The 16,889-nt window shown below is 44.5% G+C and carries 10 protein-coding genes; 4 read left to right on the top strand and 6 right to left on the bottom strand.

The window, feature by feature from the left end; translation table 11 throughout:
* Nucleotides 1–337: 337 nt before the first annotated feature.
* A complete protein-coding gene (locus KCTCHS21_RS03945; RefSeq protein ID WP_130605230.1) occupies nt 338–3,949 on the bottom strand; it encodes an Npt1/Npt2 family nucleotide transporter in 3,612 nt (1,203 codons plus the stop codon).
* Nucleotides 3,950–4,023: 74 nt separating this feature from the next.
* Complete coding sequence (locus tag KCTCHS21_RS03940; RefSeq protein WP_130605229.1) at nt 4,024–5,367, bottom strand: cryptochrome/photolyase family protein; 1,344 nt, start codon at nt 5,365–5,367, stop codon at nt 4,024–4,026.
* Between the two features lie 219 nt (nt 5,368–5,586).
* Between KCTCHS21_RS03940 and KCTCHS21_RS03935 the strand changes: the two genes are divergently transcribed.
* Nucleotides 5,587–6,465 (top strand): DNA-methyltransferase, encoded by an 879-nt coding sequence (locus KCTCHS21_RS03935; RefSeq protein WP_197726502.1) that lies wholly within the window; start codon nt 5,587–5,589, stop codon nt 6,463–6,465.
* 108 nt (nt 6,466–6,573) lie between these two features.
* On the opposite strand, the gene nagB is transcribed toward KCTCHS21_RS03935, so the two are convergent.
* Nucleotides 6,574–7,305 carry a glucosamine-6-phosphate deaminase gene (gene nagB / locus KCTCHS21_RS03930; RefSeq protein ID WP_130605227.1) on the bottom strand — a complete coding sequence of 244 codons (732 nt, stop codon included), beginning with the start codon at nt 7,303–7,305 and terminating at the stop codon, nt 6,574–6,576.
* A complete protein-coding gene (locus tag KCTCHS21_RS03925; protein WP_130605226.1) occupies nt 7,302–8,621 on the bottom strand; it encodes a 6-phospho-beta-glucosidase in 1,320 nt (439 codons plus the stop codon). Before KCTCHS21_RS03925 ends, nagB begins: the two co-directional genes overlap by 4 nt.
* 342 nt (nt 8,622–8,963) lie before the next feature.
* Here KCTCHS21_RS03925 and KCTCHS21_RS03920 point away from each other — a divergent pair, with 342 nt between their 5' ends.
* Nucleotides 8,964–9,677 (top strand): GntR family transcriptional regulator, encoded by a 714-nt coding sequence (locus tag KCTCHS21_RS03920; RefSeq protein ID WP_130605225.1) that lies wholly within the window; start codon nt 8,964–8,966, stop codon nt 9,675–9,677.
* Nucleotides 9,678–9,725: 48 nt separating this feature from the next.
* On the opposite strand, the gene KCTCHS21_RS03915 is transcribed toward KCTCHS21_RS03920, so the two are convergent.
* On the bottom strand, nt 9,726–12,323 hold the full coding sequence (locus tag KCTCHS21_RS03915; protein ID WP_130605224.1) for a hypothetical protein: 2,598 nt from the start codon (nt 12,321–12,323) through the stop codon (nt 9,726–9,728).
* A 17-nt stretch (nt 12,324–12,340) separates the two neighbouring features.
* A complete protein-coding gene (locus KCTCHS21_RS03910; RefSeq protein WP_162309262.1) occupies nt 12,341–14,116 on the bottom strand; it encodes an S-layer homology domain-containing protein in 1,776 nt (591 codons plus the stop codon).
* Nucleotides 14,117–14,613: 497 nt separating this feature from the next.
* Between KCTCHS21_RS03910 and KCTCHS21_RS03905 the strand changes: the two genes are divergently transcribed.
* Nucleotides 14,614–15,885 carry an ABC transporter substrate-binding protein gene (locus KCTCHS21_RS03905; protein ID WP_130605222.1) on the top strand — a complete coding sequence of 424 codons (1,272 nt, stop codon included), beginning with the start codon at nt 14,614–14,616 and terminating at the stop codon, nt 15,883–15,885.
* Nucleotides 15,886–15,958: 73 nt separating this feature from the next.
* On the top strand, nt 15,959–16,849 hold the full coding sequence (locus tag KCTCHS21_RS03900; RefSeq protein ID WP_130605221.1) for a carbohydrate ABC transporter permease: 891 nt from the start codon (nt 15,959–15,961) through the stop codon (nt 16,847–16,849).
* Nucleotides 16,850–16,889: the final 40 nt, after the last annotated feature.

Below are 16,889 nucleotides of genomic sequence, written 5' to 3'. Positions count from 1 at the left end.
CACACTGCCACACGCGAATTAGTCGGTCACTCCGCTTAGATACCCACATCTGCACCCTGTCACGTCGAATTAGTCGGCATCTCCGCTTAACTCTCCACATCTGCACCCTGCCACGATCGAATTAGTCGGCTTCTCCTCTTAGCTACCCACATCTGCATCATACCAAGCTCGAATTAGTCGGCCACTCCGCTTAACTCTCCACCTTTGCACCATACCAAGCTCGAGTTAGTCGGCATCTCCGCTCAGCTACGCACATCTGCACCCTGCCACGCTCGAATTAGTCCGTGCCTCCGCTTAACGCGCGAGTTAGTCGGTGCCAGAGCGAGGTAATCCCCACCTAAGCAGTCTCCCGCAAGCGGTCGGCTAGCACCTTGACCATGCTTTTCAGCACATCGATCTGCTGGAAGCAGAAGGAGAATACCTGATGCCGATGCAGCCTCAGCAGGACGGTATGCTCTACAGCCGTGCAATCTGCTGAGCGAGGACCGCTATCGATAATGGCCATCTCCCCGAAGCATTGCCCAACTCCGAGATTAGCCAAAGTTTCCGAACCTCGGTGAACACGAATGCCACCTTCAATAATACCGAACATTGTATCGCCATATTCATCCAAGCGGCAGATGACTTCACCCGGCTCATAGACAACCTCCTCCACTCGGTGCGCTAGACGAATGAAGTCTTCCGGAAACAAATGTGCGAACAGCTCAATCTTCTGCAGCACAAGTACTCTACGCAATATCACCTGACTCTGCGACTCATTATTGATGACCGAACCTTCCACAGTAGCAGCACCTTGAGCTACATGCTCCACGGAAGTACCCGTCTCCACCTGAGCCGTTTGCTTCTGATCAGCCATTGCTGAACGGAGCTTACGGGACAGCCTTTTCATCATTTCCAACGCCAGCTCTGTCCTGTCAAACATTGCTTCATAGAAATCCGAGGAGTCTAAACGCAGCAAGCTTAAATCCGTTTCCGCGCGAATAGTAGCTGTACGCAGTCTTCTTGTCAGCACTGAAGTCTGACCAAAGCTATCTCCCGCCAATTGTTCATCCACTAAATCCCCATCCCGATACACGCCTGCCCGACCTTCTCTGATCAAGTACAGCGAATCTCCCGGGTCTTTTTCCTGAAATACGAGCTCCCCCATCGGAACTTGAATTAACTTTGTATACTGAACGATAGACATTAGATCTCTACTCGTGAATCCCTCGAACAAGGATGCATTTCTAAGCGCCCGAATCGCCCACATACTCTCTCGTAAAGCTTCATTTTCCGACCTATTAGCCAGCAAAGCGCCATCCTTGAATTCCTCAACCAGAAGGCCGCCCCCCTCTTCCAGCATCGCAAAATGAATAGCTCTACGTATTCCTTCGTCCCCGTGATCATACAGCCAGTTCCAGCTTCTCGCTTTTGAAGAGACACCTTTCTCCGAGGTAGCCGTCCGCGGTGCCATCATCCACTTGGTCAGCTCTGTACGCAGTTCACCTTGAAGCATCTGGTCCATGATCTCTGTAGCATTGGCCTGTCTTCTAGCGTCTCCTTCGCTCCATCCAAGGTAAACCGCATCTATCGTGTTTACATCATAAGCTAGACCCAACAGCTGAAAAACCCTACGGAATGTCGCTGAGCGTAGCTGCTCTACAGCATTCCACACCTCATTATCATCGATAGTCTCAGGATTCCAATTATTATGCGCAGCAAAACGGCCATAGTCTCTAAGCTCCATAAGAGCTAATCGTTCAATTTCTTTATGATCTACCTGAATATCTTTACTTCGTATCCCGACCATTGCTTCAAGCAGCTTCCCCCGCATATCATAACGTACCGCCGCATATTTCCGAATCAGATGCTGGAAGGCTACCTTGGTCCCTATTCTTTCAAATACCTTAGGCACGTGCAAAGCAGCCACTTCCCCATCAAGATAAGGCTCAAGCAGGGGTAAAATGACTTTATCTTCATATGAAGCCAAGGTATCGATTGCATCCGAGCGAGTTTTACTTTCCTGGAGCAAAGGTACTAAATAGGGAACAAGCTCAGGCACGCGTAATATTGCCGCAGAGCTTAAGGCACATCTACGAACATCCGGCGATGGATCCTGCAGCAGAGAAAGGAGCGGCTTGTAGAACTCTCTAATGCCAATTCGACCGAAGAGCGAAGCCATTGCTGTTCTCTCTTCTTCTTTAGCACTTTCAATTAAGGCTTTAAGTGTTCCAACAGCCTGAAACATCCCTTCAATTCCGTAATATTTAATAAGTCCCGCGATAGCCCCGGCCTTTATTTCAACCTCATCTGCTTCCAGCCTCTGGGATATGATCTCCAGATACTCCTCCTCAGCATAGGCCGCGAGCGCAATAAGTGCCTGCGATTGTACTCTTTTATCACTAGTAGCAGTCTCACTTAATATTTTTACAAGCTCTTTCTCCATGCCAGTGGGCTTTGTCCGCTCCACATAGATCAAGGCTTCCACACTCACCTCCGGAGAAGAATGACGAAGCAAATCAGGAATGTATGGAGTTAGATCAAATTCATTCAAATTGCCTAAAACCCGCAACGCATACAATGCTTGCTGGCGATCCGCACTTCCGAGCGCTCCAACTAACAATTGACGACTGGCCGGATCCATCAGATCTAGCTCGCCTTCTTGAAGCTCGTCACCACGCTTTTCTAATGTAGACAGAAGCATCTGCAAGTAAGCCTTCTTAACCCGAATAGCCGCATAAATCCCCACACCTAACAACGGGACGATGATAAAGCTAAGTTCCCGCGCGCTTAGTAGTGGCGATAGAATAATTAAGCTGACCGCGGCAACACCCTTGGCTCCATTACGAATAACGCCATCAAGAAATCCCTTGGCTCGATTTCGCCATTTCGGAGAGATTGGAAACATGATGAGCTGGTTAACCGAAGAATAAATCGTGTCACCTACAACCTTATCACTACCCTTGACTAGAATAGCCATTGCTAGAACAGGGATGAACAGAATGCCTATACTTCCTGCGAATAAGGCAACAGGGAATACCAGAATCGAAGTCATAACTCCGAAACGGCTTACTAGCTTACCCGCTACGAACAGCTGTACGAGCAACGCACACAAGCCAGAAAACCCATAGAAGCTACCCATGAACCCCGCCAAAGCATCATTTTGCAGAGTGCCCCTTAAGATGACTTTGAATTGGTAATCAATAAGCGTTAAAGAAATAACGAGCGCAGCAGACATAATAGCCACATATTTCAAATGAGGGACATTCTTGAATAGACCGGCATTCGATTCCTTCGTTCGTTTATCCGATTTAGTCTTGGTAGGTTGCGGGCTGTCAAAGGCTTCTGTTGCTCCCATACTCAGCCGTCTTACGAAGAATACCGCTACTAAGGCGAGTAGCTGGAGTCCAGCGTAAATATAGATCAGATTTGCGGTGCCCACCAGCGGCGCTATCAGCTTTAACCCAAAACCGCTTATGATCCCTCCAACTATCCCCCCACTTCCGACTAGAGGAATGGTTTTCTTAGCCTTCCGTTGATCAAGGACAGAGGATGCGAACTGCCAGAAGCAGACGATCATGAGAAAGTTAATGACGTCGTAACCGACATATATAGTAGGATAAACCCAAACGAGGTCTAGTCCAACACCGATTCGGGACAACACTACGAGTATAGAGACAGCAGGGATAAGAAAGAAAATAAGTCGGTCCAGACGAACTCGGCTACCATATCGCTGAAAGAGAATTCCGGCTATAATCAACGATGCTGCCTGTGGCAAATACATCAAAGACAGCTGTGATGCATTGAAGCGTGACAGGAACAATGTATCCGCTGCTGTTCTGCCTAGCGTTGAGGCCGAAACAACGCAAAACAAATAAAAGAACAGCCCTATAACCCGGGTGTTCTCTTTCTTATCTTCATCCGTATTTCCCCAGATCAAACGCAGCATTTTATCGCCTATGGTCAGCATCTATTAACTGTACTCTCCCTCTTAACACTAATAGAAAAATTATACAGTAAATGAGCTAAACTAGACACGCCCTATCAAACAATATTTTTGTAGACTTCAATAGCCCTTGCGCGTGAAATCTTCAAATCCACGATGGCATTCGGCTGGGGCAGATGAATTTGTTTATCACTTAAATGAGCAAGCTCCGGAAGCCAACGTCTAAGATAAGCACCGCTAGGATCATGAGTCTGCGATTGTGTGACTGGGTTCATAATTCGAAAATAAGGCGCAGCATCAAACCCCAGCGATGAGCACCACAACCATCCCCCGCGGTTTAGCACATTATCATAATCCATCAGCTTAAGACGGAAGTACCGTTCCCCGTAGGTAAAGGGACAGAGTAAATTTTTCGTGAGAAACATCGCTGTTACCATGCGCAGTCGGTTGGGCATGCACCCTGTCTCATTGAGCTCCCGCATCGCTGCATCGATAATAGGAATACCAGTCTTCCCCTCCGACCATGCGCGAAAATATTGCTCATTCAGTGGAGAGAGATCGAACTCCTTCTCATAACGGAAAAAACGAGGGTCCATATGAGCTTGATAAATATAGAAATCCCGCCAAGCTAGCTGGCGTTTCCAGCTTTCGACTGCGTCTGAATGTAGCATAAGCTTCTCATAGACAGTCCTTACCGATATGGCACCTACATTCAAAAAACGGCTAATCCCGCTCGTAGCATCTATGGCATACTTATCTCTGTTGTTTGCGTATTGTACGATCTTCTCATCCAGAAAGTCTTCTAACACCTCTTCGGGAGAAATCGGATGATTCTCCTCCAGCATCACCTCTTGCAGATGCATCGGTACAACAAATGACTCCGCTGAATCCCCCGAAATCTCTCCTACAATAGGAGACAGTTCCTTTAGGCTAGTTGTAAATGGAGGATGGTAGAAATCCTGCAAGTAATCCAACCATTTGCGGTAAAAGGGTGTGAACACCTTATAGCCTTCACTTCGTCCGGACATCTGGTGAAAGCTTGCTAGCGAGATAAGTGTGAGATCCGGCAAAGCTGTGACCCTAACATCAGCGTCCATAGCTACTTGAGCTATTTGACGATCTCGCCCAATAGCATAGGGTGTGAAGTCCTGATGATAGATCAGTTCATCTATAGTAGGATGCTGCTCTAGTAACCAGCGTAAGACTATCGCAGGTTCTCCATAATAGATATGCAGAGTTGCATTTTCCCGGGCATACGCTTCCCGAAGACGACCCGCATGTCGCAGAAATTGAACGCCACTATGCTCATTATGCCTACCATTACGCAACAAATAGGGGTCAAGGATCAATATATGCAGGCTGGAATCACCGAGCGTCCTTATATAATCAAATGCTGGCAAATCCGTAATTCGTAAATCCTTGCGATGAATAAACAGCTTCATGTGGTCATCTCCGCTTATTGAGTTTCTCTATTCTCGCCATAATACGAGATAACAAGTGAAAGAGTTCAGTTATCCTATTATAATAGAAATAACATCTTATCGAATAGGTTAGAGCGGGGGTAGCTGGTTCTGGATAACGAGAAAAAGAGAGCAGATAGAAACAGAACAATCACGTTAAATGAATCCGAGATAACAAAATATAGAGATCAGCTGATTACTTTGAGCACGAAAGCCAGTCCCGAGGAAATCATTAATCGCACAATTAACCAGAATCTTTTTGAAGCGCTAGATTACTTGCCAGATGAATTCGTCGATCTACTATTCATAGACCCTCCCTATAATTTAACGAAAAGCTTTAATGGTAAAACCTTTACCCAGATGAACAATCAACAGTATACACAATGGATGGACTCTTGGTTTTCCCGCATCATTCGCATACTGAAGCCCAACGCCACGGTCTATATCTGCGGTGATTGGAGGTCTAGCCATTCTATTTATGAGGTTGCCTCTAAATATCTTAACATCATTAACCGAATTACCTGGGAACGTGAAAAGGGTCGGGGCGCATTAACGAATTGGAAGAATGCTTCAGAGGACATCTGGCACTGCACAAAATCAGAGGACTACAAGTTTTATGTAGACCGCGTTAAGGTAAAGCGCAAGGTTGTCGCTCCCTATCGAACCGAAAGCGGGAAGCCTAAAGATTGGGATGAGCATTCAGACGGGAATTTCCGACTCACTCACCCCTCTAATCTGTGGACGGATTTAACGGTTCCATTCTGGTCGATGCCTGAAAATACAGACCACCCGACGCAGAAGCCGGAAAAGCTGCTCGCTAAGATCATTCTAGCAAGCTCTGATGAGCATGATGTCGTGTTCGATCCTTTCGGCGGAGCAGGTACTACATCTACCGTTGCAAAAAAACTGAATCGTCATTTCGTAAGCATTGAAATCGACGAAACCTTCTGCTGCCTCACCGAGAAAAGACTCGACCTCGCAAGCATCGACACCTCCATCCAAGGTTATTCGGAAGGTGTCTTCTGGGATCGGAATACGCTTCGGGAACAATCCAAAGGGGCCTCTAAGCAGAAAGAGTAACCCTATCAAAGTATTATAGATAAATAAAAACGCCGATTTCCATAGACAATCGTCTGTAGAAATCGGCGTTATTTGTGAGCGATTAAGGAGCTGGGGTGTATGTTACCGTCACTCGGTAAAATGCAGCCCCGCCTCCACGTCCATATAGACGTGAAGATCCGGATGCAATTGAAGCAGGGAAGCGGGACATTCCGTCTCAATAGGGCCGGTTAGAGCCCGATGTACAGTAGCTGCCTTATCAGCGCCTGTAACAACGAGCAGAACCGTTCTTGCTTTTAGAATGGTATCCATCCCCATCGTTAATGCCTGAGTTGGTACATCCTCTATTCTATCGAAAAATCGTGCATTTGCTTGTCGTGTAGATTCATCCAGCTTCACTAGGTGAGTTCCGCTGCGTAGCGATCTTCCCGGCTCGTTGAACCCTATGTGCCCATTATGACCGATACCAACCAGCTGCAAATCGATACGCCCTGCATCCCGAAGCAGATTGTCGTATCGTGAACACTCCTCTTGCAGATCTGTTGCATTGCCATTCGGTAAGTAACTACTCCCCGGTGCAAGATCAATGTGTTGAAACAGCTTGCTGTCCATGTAGCTATGATAGCTTTCCGGATGATCTTCGGAAATGCCCACATATTCATCTAGGTTAAAGGAGGTTGCATTACGAAACGATACCTCACCTGCCCTAAATCGTCTAACTAATGATGTATAAATCCCAATAGGCGTGCTTCCAGTTGCCAAGCCTAATTTGGAAAATGGCTGTTCACTTAACAGCTTGCAGAACTGGTCTGCTACCTGTTCATGAATGTCTGCGGCTGTCGGTAGGATATGGAATCTCATCTTTGGAATTGGGGGAGAAATGGTTTATTTTGCTCCATGATGTCATTCAGGATAAGCTGTGCAGTGTCCGCATTGCCTACCAACGGGTGGATAGTTAATGCCTGCAAAGCAGCCTTAAGATTGCCATGAACCGCTGCTTCTACAGTTAATTCCTCATAAGCCTTCACCAATTGCATTAAGCCCCTTATTTCAGGACCAACTTGTTTCGTAACCTGAATAGGATGTGCTCCATCGGCATCAATGATGGAATTAACCTCCACTGACGCATCGTCTGGCAAAAATGGAATGATACCATTGTTTCTTACATTAACAGTCTGGATATCCTTCTTGTTATTGTATATGGAGGTCATTAAGTTGACCGCCACCTCCGAATAGTAAGCTCCGCCTCTTTGCTCTAGCTGTGGTGGTTTAATAGATAAGCTAGGGTCCTTATAGAGCTCGAACAATTCTAGCTCGACCTTCTTTACGACATCTGCGCGTGTACCCTCTGTTTGCAAGTCCACGAGCTGCTCTGCAAGCATGGCATCCTTCATGTAATAATATCGGTGATAGCTGCAAGGTAAAGCCCCTAGAGATTGCAAGAATTGTCCATCCCATTCGAGGTCCGAAATGTTCTTCATTGTTAAGCCTTTTGCCCCGGCTGCCTTAAGCAAGAACGCTTCAGAAACATCCTCTCCGTCGACAATAATTCGGGTTGTCCAGTTGAGATGGTTAATGCCGATCATTTCAATATCAACCTTGGAGACATCAACCTCGTAGAACTCAGCGATCTGCATCTTTAAGCCAATGGGTAGATTGCACAAGCCAATCGTCTTAATTTTGCTGTATTTTAGCGCAGCCTGTGTGACAATGCCCGCCGGATTGGTAAAGTTCAGTAGGAATGCATTCGGAGCAAGCTCCTCCATCTCCTTGCAAATATCGAGAATGACTGGGATGGTTCGAAGTGCCTTAGCGAAGCCACCAGCACCTGTCGTCTCTTGGCCTATGCAATTGTACTTAAGCGGAATTCGTTCGTCCCACCCCCGAGCCTCTAGTTGACCAACTCTCAATTGAGTGGTTACGAAGTCAGCATCACGTATGGCCTCAGCTCTATCTAGCGTAAGGTGAATGCGAATATCTGCCCCAGCCTTCTCAACCATTCGCTTAGCAAGTGCCCCAACGATTTCTAGCTTTTCCCGGCCGGATTCTACGTCCACCAAATAGAGATCCTTAATAGGCAATTCATGCCGGCGTTTAATAAGCCCTTCAACCAATTCAGGCGTGTACGATGACCCTCCACCAATGACGGCTACCTTTAACTGTTTTTTGTGAACCATTAACAACAACCTCTCTTGTAGTTGAAGATTTACGCGTTTACTTTTTACCAGTATTGTTCCGTCGCTATCCAATCTAGATATTAACAACAATTAATTTGTTATAACCTTTAATTAAATTATAGTATTTGGTATAACATTTAGTCAACAAAATTTGTCATTAAGAGATACACTCAAATACCTGTAAGAAGTTGGTTGTCATAATTTGTCGAATGAGTTCTTTTATACAAAAATCGTTTTGTAATAACATATTCATGACAATTATGTGATTGACACAGCCTGACTTTAACACCATTAATAGCTATGTTATAATAAAATAAAATTGATTAGTGGAGGAAATTTGTAGTGACAAAGCGTCAAACTAGTTCCTTGTACTTTAACATTAAAGAGAAGCTTCTCAAGCAAATTCAAACAGGCATTTACAGTGTTGGTCAAAAATTGCCAACTGAAGCCGAATTGTGTATTTTATACAATGCCAGCCGTACCACAATACGTCTCGCTCTTAATGAGCTTGAGTTCCAAGGAATTCTGGAGCGTATTCAAGGACGAGGTACCTTCGTTAAACGCAAGGAGCTGCAGCTAATCCAAACGCGCAGCTTTACGGAAGATGTGCTCATGCAGGGTAAAGAGCCTAAAAGCAAGCTACTAGAAGCTAAGGTTATTCCGGCTGAATCCCCACTTGATGAGTTTCTTAACATTCCGCCCAGCGCTCCTATCAATCAGCTACTAAGAGTCCGCTATGCTGACAATGAGCCCCTTCTCTATGAGAGAACTCACATTGCCTGGAGTATGGCTCCTGGACTAGTCAATGACTACTCAGATGGTTCTCTGTTCAGCTTTCTTGAAACCAAATACAATCTCAAGGTCCACCGTGCAGTTGAACAGCTTAAGCCAATCCTAGCTGATAAAACAGCCAAAAAGCTGCTCAATGTCAAGGAAGGCTCCCCTTGCCTACAAATCAAAACCTTCACTTATTTATCCGATAACACTCCATTGGAATATAGCTTCGGCGTGTTCCGCGGCGACTTCCCGAATTACACCATTGAACGATTTTTCTAATATGAACGTAAAAAAAGAGGGGCGAACCCCTCTTTTTTTGTTGTTGGTTTACTTCACTTCTTCAATAATTCCGAAGTAACGCCCCATCCAGTATGGGAGGGTAAATACTGTAGCACTTTCCAATTCATCTTGAACCTTGTAATTAAAATTCGGATTGACGGAATACTCACCCTCAATCGTTTTAAACGGATTATTGTTGTTCTTAATAATCAGTCTTTCGTCTGGCGTCAGAACGTAGTTCGTTTGAGAATGTTTGTCACGATCACCAGGCTCGATGTAAAGAACATCCTGACGATTATATTGCGACTTGAACGTGATGCGATATTGCGGCATGCGGTAAAGGAACCTTACAGCAGAATTCAAATCCACATTCGTGTACGTTGGATGTGCTAACTGATAGAGGAAAGTATAGAATGGGTTTTCCTCCCGTACTTCATTGGAGTACCATTGGTCGAATGCAGATACGATCTGTTGAAGTCTTTGTGGATCTTTCTCCAACATAATTAGCTGAAATACAGGAAACCATCCAAGCTCTTCATCTGAATAGTTTATATATTGCGTCCAGTCCTGGTGCAAGGTTGCATTAATGTTAGTATCTATCTGTAGCTTTTTTTTCCAATCAATATCTTTCGAAAGCACCGCATATCCAGGAGCCTCCTCCGTCACTAACTTATTACCGTTAGTACCATAAGCATTCGTTGCTTGACGTACTAATCTACGTTCAATGTACTCATTAGCTAGATCAATATAACCCTTACCATTTACGAATGGAGCTTCTGTACTGTATCCACCGTCAAACGCTAAATCATAAGCTAAACTGAATTTCTGCTGATTTTCTGGGTAGTCAGCAGCAGTAACGTACATCGCGGTCTTGAGAAGCCCCATAACTCCCAAAGCATTCAATGGTCCGTCTTCGTAACCGTAGGATAAGGCATCTTCACCTTCTTCATCCACTCCGACATTGAAGCTCCAGAGAGAGTTTCCTTTCATAAGGCTCACGCTGTCATTGAAGTATTGCGCCAACCAGCGGGACCATTGAGTAGACTTCCCAGTTGCGTCTTCAATATAGTAATGGTCATCCTCTAGAATTAGGTTAGTCAAACGGTTTGAAGCTTGAGCGATTAGTCGCTTTAGTTCATTCGTTTCCACATCAGCAGGCTCGTCACATAAATATTTATATGCGGCGAAGAACAACGCGGAATGCCCCGCTATTTCATCCGAAGAGGTGTCTGCTTTGTATACAATTTGATTCATATCAATATGTCCGTCGACAATAATATTAGGAAGCAAGTCATTGAAAAAGGTCGGTATTTGCTCGTAAACTGGTGCTGTAAGCTGGAATAGAGGACGGTTCGCACTACTAGTTGTTTTGTCTTCGAAATTAAGGTTATTATTCGTACTAGTAGTTATAACTGGAAGAACTTGATAAATAGGCTTATTTGCCTTACCAATATTCGTTTTAATATCTTCTCCCAGCTTTTGCCCAATAGGACGTGTTTCATTAAGACCATCTATTGCAGCTGGGCTTAGGGCGATTCCATTGTAGTTCATAACATCTGTACCACCAGATGGGAAAAGAGTCGATCCCTTCTTAGTCATAGAATCTCTTGTTACTCTTACAATGGAATAGCCAATGGGAGCTTCATCCCTTCTTAGGCTTGGAATAATTCCATTAGGGTTAACTGCATCCGGTCCAACGACGTGGTGGAACCAGAACCCATTTTCCTCTGGTTGATATCCATAGTCATCGCCTGTTTTCGTTTGCGCTCCTGCTTCACTAGTAAGCATGTAAGAACGAGCAGGATAGCCATTTCCACGTCCAGACACGTAATCAAGCAACAAGACTGCTTTCGTTGCTCTGAGCGCCGCAGATTTTGCTGCAGTTATTTCAGCCTTCTGGTCAGGGGAAGCATTTGTACCATATTCACCTTTAAGCGTTGAATACCTAAAGATTTCGCCTAACGCATACATGGCAGTCCACAAGCCATCGTTATCACTTGAAGAAGGATGACCTGTAAATACTCCTGTAGGGGAGCTGTAATTTACAGATGTTATAGCAGGATTAGTTTCTGTGAATGTAAAGTTAGTACCCGTAACCATCCCTAGCCGATCGTTTACTGGTGTGATCAATTTCTCGTAAACAGTAGACTTCTTATACAGTGTCTTCTTAGGCATAGCAATACGCGTAACACCTGTGGCTGTTCTTGCCCAAATACCGCCCTCGCCATCACTTGCTAATCCTGTAATATGATCGTCTCCGCCATAGAGGTACTGTGGTCCCGCAAGATACTGAACAATATCTCTCGCATCCGTCTCTTTAAAGTCCACGCGTTGCAAACCGTTCTCTGTTCCTATCCAGAAAACGCCGTCCGCATCCTTTACTACACTAGTGACATCATCTGTAACCGCATTTGGAAGAAATGTCAGATCTGTCTTTTCCGTTACCCATACAATGTCTTTTGGAATTGTACTATCTCCCGCTTTATAATAGGTCATTTCCTTAGTCGGGGTAGCTTTAAGCTGGACAGCAGAATATTGGGCATTGGCAGGCTTTCCAACTGATGCAAAAACTTGACTAACGGGAAGTGTAAGCATTAAGGAGGCAGCTAATATTCCCACCATAGTCTTTTTAGTTGTTTTCAACATATGTAAATCTCCTTCCTTTATTTGCGGATATAAGATACTCCTGTTTCTGTTATTGCATATACACCTGTGCTGCCATCGGAAATTAACAATAATACAAAATCATCAAGAAGCTGTTCATTACTTGTCGTGTATTCGGTCATCTCATTGGTTGCTAGATTGATCTTTGTTACTCCTTTATTAGTACCTATCCACAATTGGGTCCGATTTTCGACAAGAACAGAAGTGTTTACCCCTCTCATAGAAGGAAAAATAGAAGGCTTAACCGTAAAGCTCTGGTTAACAAAAGTTTTGGCATTCACCAGATCTGGCACGAAGGTCATTTCATTCGCTATCGATGGCTTGTAGCTAGGATCCTGAAGGAACTGAATATATTTCTTCACATCCCCTTGTGCGCCATTATCGCTAAATTTAGAAAGAACATCGGAATATGGATACAGCTTAGTACTCATGTCTACTGGAGTGCCCGGATCTACTGGACCACCGCTTCCACCCCCAGTAATAGTGCCTGGGTCTTTCTTCACTTCTTTACCGGAAATGCTCGCGCTTGCTGCATTAAGAATCAGCTTAGTTGGTGCTTGATCCAATACCACACCATCTGAGTTAATTGTAGCTTCATCGATAGTACCCTCTCCCGTAATGCTCACTGGGGCGTCTGCAACTAAGCTTGCAACTTTTGCTTTTTTGTTCAGCTTAGCTTTGCTGCCTTTAGCCAGCTTGGAGAAAGTAAGCTTAGAGATGTTGGACTCTCCAACATTTAATATCGATCCTGAATTCACAACCAAGTCTTTAACATCACCCGTTACATTTACCGTATCCGTCGAGCTTGCTAGGATAGTTAAGCTAGCAATCGGATTTGACGTCTCATTTACGATCTCTGCGCTAGAGAAAACATCGATGCTATTTGCAGAGGAATTCCCGCTAATGACAAACCGAAGTGGGCTAGTCGGCTTATTAATCTTTACATGCTTCGCCTTACTGTTTTTGAAAATAACGCTATGCTCTCCACCACCCAGTACATATACCGTTCCGGCGATTTGAGAATCTTCGATCGTGAAGTCCCCTTCGCCAACACCTGGGGTAATGTACAGGTTGCCTGAAATTGTCGCGTTAGTTAAAGATCCTCCAGCCGTGTTTACGACCAAATTTCCACCTTTAACATCTGCATGCGCAGCAGAATCTGCAATAAGAAGTCCCATAACATTGTTAATCATTTTAACTGCTTCTGCGCGGGTCAATGCTTTCTGAGGCTGGAACGAGCCGTTGGCCGTGCCCTCTACGTAGCCCGCACCCTTCATGGCATACACAGCTTCCGCCGCCCATGAGGAAATTTTCCCGTCATCTGCGAATTTAGTACCTGAGCTTGCCGATGAAGCAACATCAAATACACGGCTTAGAATGATTGCAGCTTTTTCTCTAGTCAAAATTTCTAAAGGTGCTACGTTCCCCTTCGAATCTCCAAGCACAATGCCCGCAGCTGCAGCTTTGGAAATATCCTTGGCGTACCATGCAGTAGGTGCTACATCACCAAATGACTTATCACTCGTTAGAGTGTAATTAAAAACTCGATTAACGAAAGCAAGGAACTCAGCCTTCGTCACCGCTTGGTTTGGCTGAATTAAACCGTTCTGGTCTCCTTTAAGGAGCCCAAGCTGCTTCCACGAGGCTAGCTCGGCTGAAGCCCACGTTGGAATTACTTCTTTCGTTACTGTTGCCGCGCTCGACAGCTGGCCGTATGTAAACACCATCGTCGACGTCATCGCAATTATGATACTTTTCTTTAGCTTTCTTCTCACTTTTGTTCCTCCCTCGACTCGAAACTCCATTTTAATTGTGACCACCATCGTTCTGTACAGTCTTGCTTGATCCCTACCTTAAACATGCACACACAATCAGAAAGCGATTACATAACGGGTAATTCCTGTCCGTCCCCCTCGTCACATTGTAGTAACATTTCATTACTTTATTATTTATTATTATAACAAATTGTCAATATGTTTATTTCATCACAACAAACTTTTTTTGATTTTTTTCTACTTCCCACTATAAGTAGTTCTTCTAAAAAAACCTTCAAAACCTCAATATTCTGGAATAAATCCATTGACAATATGTTGTTACGATCATTACAATGCAGTTATATTGTTACTACAAATCAGAAACATTGTATGGTTTGTATACATTAAATTACAAATATACCCACTGAAGGCGGTGAAGTTCAACCCGTATTGTCTGGTCCGAACCTGTAATTAGAGGTGCTTTACTAAATAAATCTTACAAAAGGGGCACATAAACGATGAAAAAAATGATAATTGGACTCATGCTAGTCGCACTTGTAGTAGCAATCGCAGGATGTTCTGGATCTTCTTCTTCTTCAAAAAGGGATACAACTCTACGAATTGCAATGGTATCTCCTGGTGAAGGCATCATTAAAGTATGGGAACAAATCAAAAGTAAATATGAGGACGCTCATCCCAATATTAAAGTCGAGCTGAATTATCAAGAGGATGCCATCTACCAATCTGTTGGTCTTCCAAACTTACTTACGGGCGCCAATGCCCCTGACATTTATTTCGAATGGGCTGGAGAACGCCTTAAAACAAGGATAGAAAGCGGATACGCAGCGGATTTAACAGAGGCTTTAAAACAGGATGGATTGAAAAACTCATTCGAGCCTGGTGATTTCAAAGGGATGGAATTAGAAGGTAAAACCTATATGATTCCTACAGCTAGCGATGTATCCAATATCATTTGGTACAACAAGAAGATCTTTACTGACCTAGGTATTCAACCCCCACAAACGTGGGAACAATTTATTGCCGTTTGCGAAAAGATTAAAGCAGCTAATATCACACCCATTGCATCAGGTAACAAGGAACTATGGCCGGGCGGAAACTGGATTTCGCACCTTATCTCACGTGTTGTCGGTGAGGAAGCTTACAGCGCTGCTCTTCAATTGGAACAGCCATTTAATTCCCCTGACTTTGTCACTGCATTCGGCTACGTCAAGCAAATGTGGGACAGTCAATACATCAACAATAGTGTAAACGCAATTTCCGATGATGAAGGCGACGTCCTCTTCTTTAATGGTCAAGCTGCGATGCATCCTATTGGTAGCTGGCTCGTGTCTAGTGCTCTTGAAAGCGCTCCAGAACTAGAGCTAGGTTACTTTAACCTTCCTTCTATGCCGAATGGAAAAGGGGACCAAACAAGCGTGCTTGGTGTTCAGAATGGTTTTGTAATTAACCAGAAATCCAAGCTATTCCAAGAAGCTGTAGATTTCATGGCGCTTTATAGCTCTCCTGAATCATCTGAATTACTAGCTAAAGCAGGCGCAATCCCAATTGCCAAAGGCGGAGTAGACGCAGAAAAGACAGACGCCCTCTCCCTAAGCCTGATTGATATGATGAAAAAGTCCACTATGCTGGTTTCTCCTCCAGATACGGGCTACAACATCGAAGTGGCAGCTGCCTTTAACATGGCTATATCCCAAGTTCTTGGAGGAGTCAGAACTCCTGGAGCTGCTCTTGCTGAACTGGACAACACGATAGCACCATTGAAAAAATAACCGTTAAGGAGGCCGACGTATTCGCTTTCGCGACGCCGGCCTCCTGCTGTATATGCTCTATGGAGGTGGAACAATGATTCGCAAGAAACACAAATTTAGCATCTCTCCTTACCTGTTCGTAGCCCCTTCCGTATTGTTGTTCAGCCTAACTATTCTAGTTCCAATTCTCCTGACCTTCGCGTTCAGCTTCTATGATTGGAACGGATTCGGCAAAATGAATTTCATCGGATTCGACAACTACGCTCGCGCTTTCCATGACCGAATCTACTTGCTATCCTACTGGCACATTTTCATCTACATTATTTTGACCGTTATCCTTGAAGTTTTCTGCGGACTGATACTTGCTGGCTTAATTACGATGAACAGACGAGGCAGTGGATTGTTCCGTATCGCTTTTTTCACACCGGTTATGCTCCCTATGATCGTTGTATCCTACCTGTGGAAGTTCGTGTACAACTCCGATTTCGGATTGTTAAACGCCGTACTGAACAGCGTTGGACTCGAAAGCTGGACCCGAGTATGGCTAGGAGACCCTAAGTTTGCTATCTATGCCGTTACCTTCGTATCGGGCTGGGTATACGCAGGCTATTACATGACTATCTTCTATGCCGGAATTCAGCGAATCCCGAATGATATGTATGAATCTGCATACTTGGACGGCGCAACCAACTGGGATATTTTCTTCAAAATAAAAATTCCAATGATTAGGGATCTAGTAGACGTTGCTATCATGTTGTGCGTATTAGGTGGGTTCCAAGCCTTCGATCTCTTCTATGTCATGACTAATGGTGGCCCTTATAATTCCACTGAAATTGTAACGACTTATGTTGTTAAGGTCGTGTTCAACAATATGAGCATCGGCTATGGTTCGGCTCTCGCGGTAATCATGTCCATTGTCATTGCCTTTATTGGTATCTTAACCAATAAGCTGAAGAAAAAAGACAGCGGATCGTTAGAATATTAATGTGCTGTAATGCTGTAAGGATTCAAAGAGAAAGAGGTGC

Source organism: Cohnella abietis (genome assembly GCF_004295585.1).
Classification (GTDB): Bacteria; Bacillota; Bacilli; order Paenibacillales; family Paenibacillaceae; genus Cohnella; species Cohnella abietis.
The sequence above is the reverse complement of the archived record's forward strand: the minus strand, read 5'-3'. Positions and strand labels throughout refer to the sequence as shown.

Coding starts and splice junctions, on each gene's coding strand:
- KCTCHS21_RS03945 (WP_130605230.1), bottom strand. CDS start 3,949: ATGCTGACCATAGGCGATAAAATGCTGCGTTTGATCTGGGGAAATACG.
- KCTCHS21_RS03940 (WP_130605229.1), bottom strand. CDS start 5,367: ATGAAGCTGTTTATTCATCGCAAGGATTTACGAATTACGGATTTGCCA.
- nagB (WP_130605227.1), bottom strand. CDS start 7,305: ATGAGATTCCATATCCTACCGACAGCCGCAGACATTCATGAACAGGTA.
- KCTCHS21_RS03925 (WP_130605226.1), bottom strand. CDS start 8,621: ATGGTTCACAAAAAACAGTTAAAGGTAGCCGTCATTGGTGGAGGGTCA.
- KCTCHS21_RS03915 (WP_130605224.1), bottom strand. CDS start 12,323: ATGTTGAAAACAACTAAAAAGACTATGGTGGGAATATTAGCTGCCTCC.
- KCTCHS21_RS03905 (WP_130605222.1), top strand. CDS start 14,614: ATGAAAAAAATGATAATTGGACTCATGCTAGTCGCACTTGTAGTAGCA.
- KCTCHS21_RS03900 (WP_130605221.1), top strand. CDS start 15,959: ATGATTCGCAAGAAACACAAATTTAGCATCTCTCCTTACCTGTTCGTA.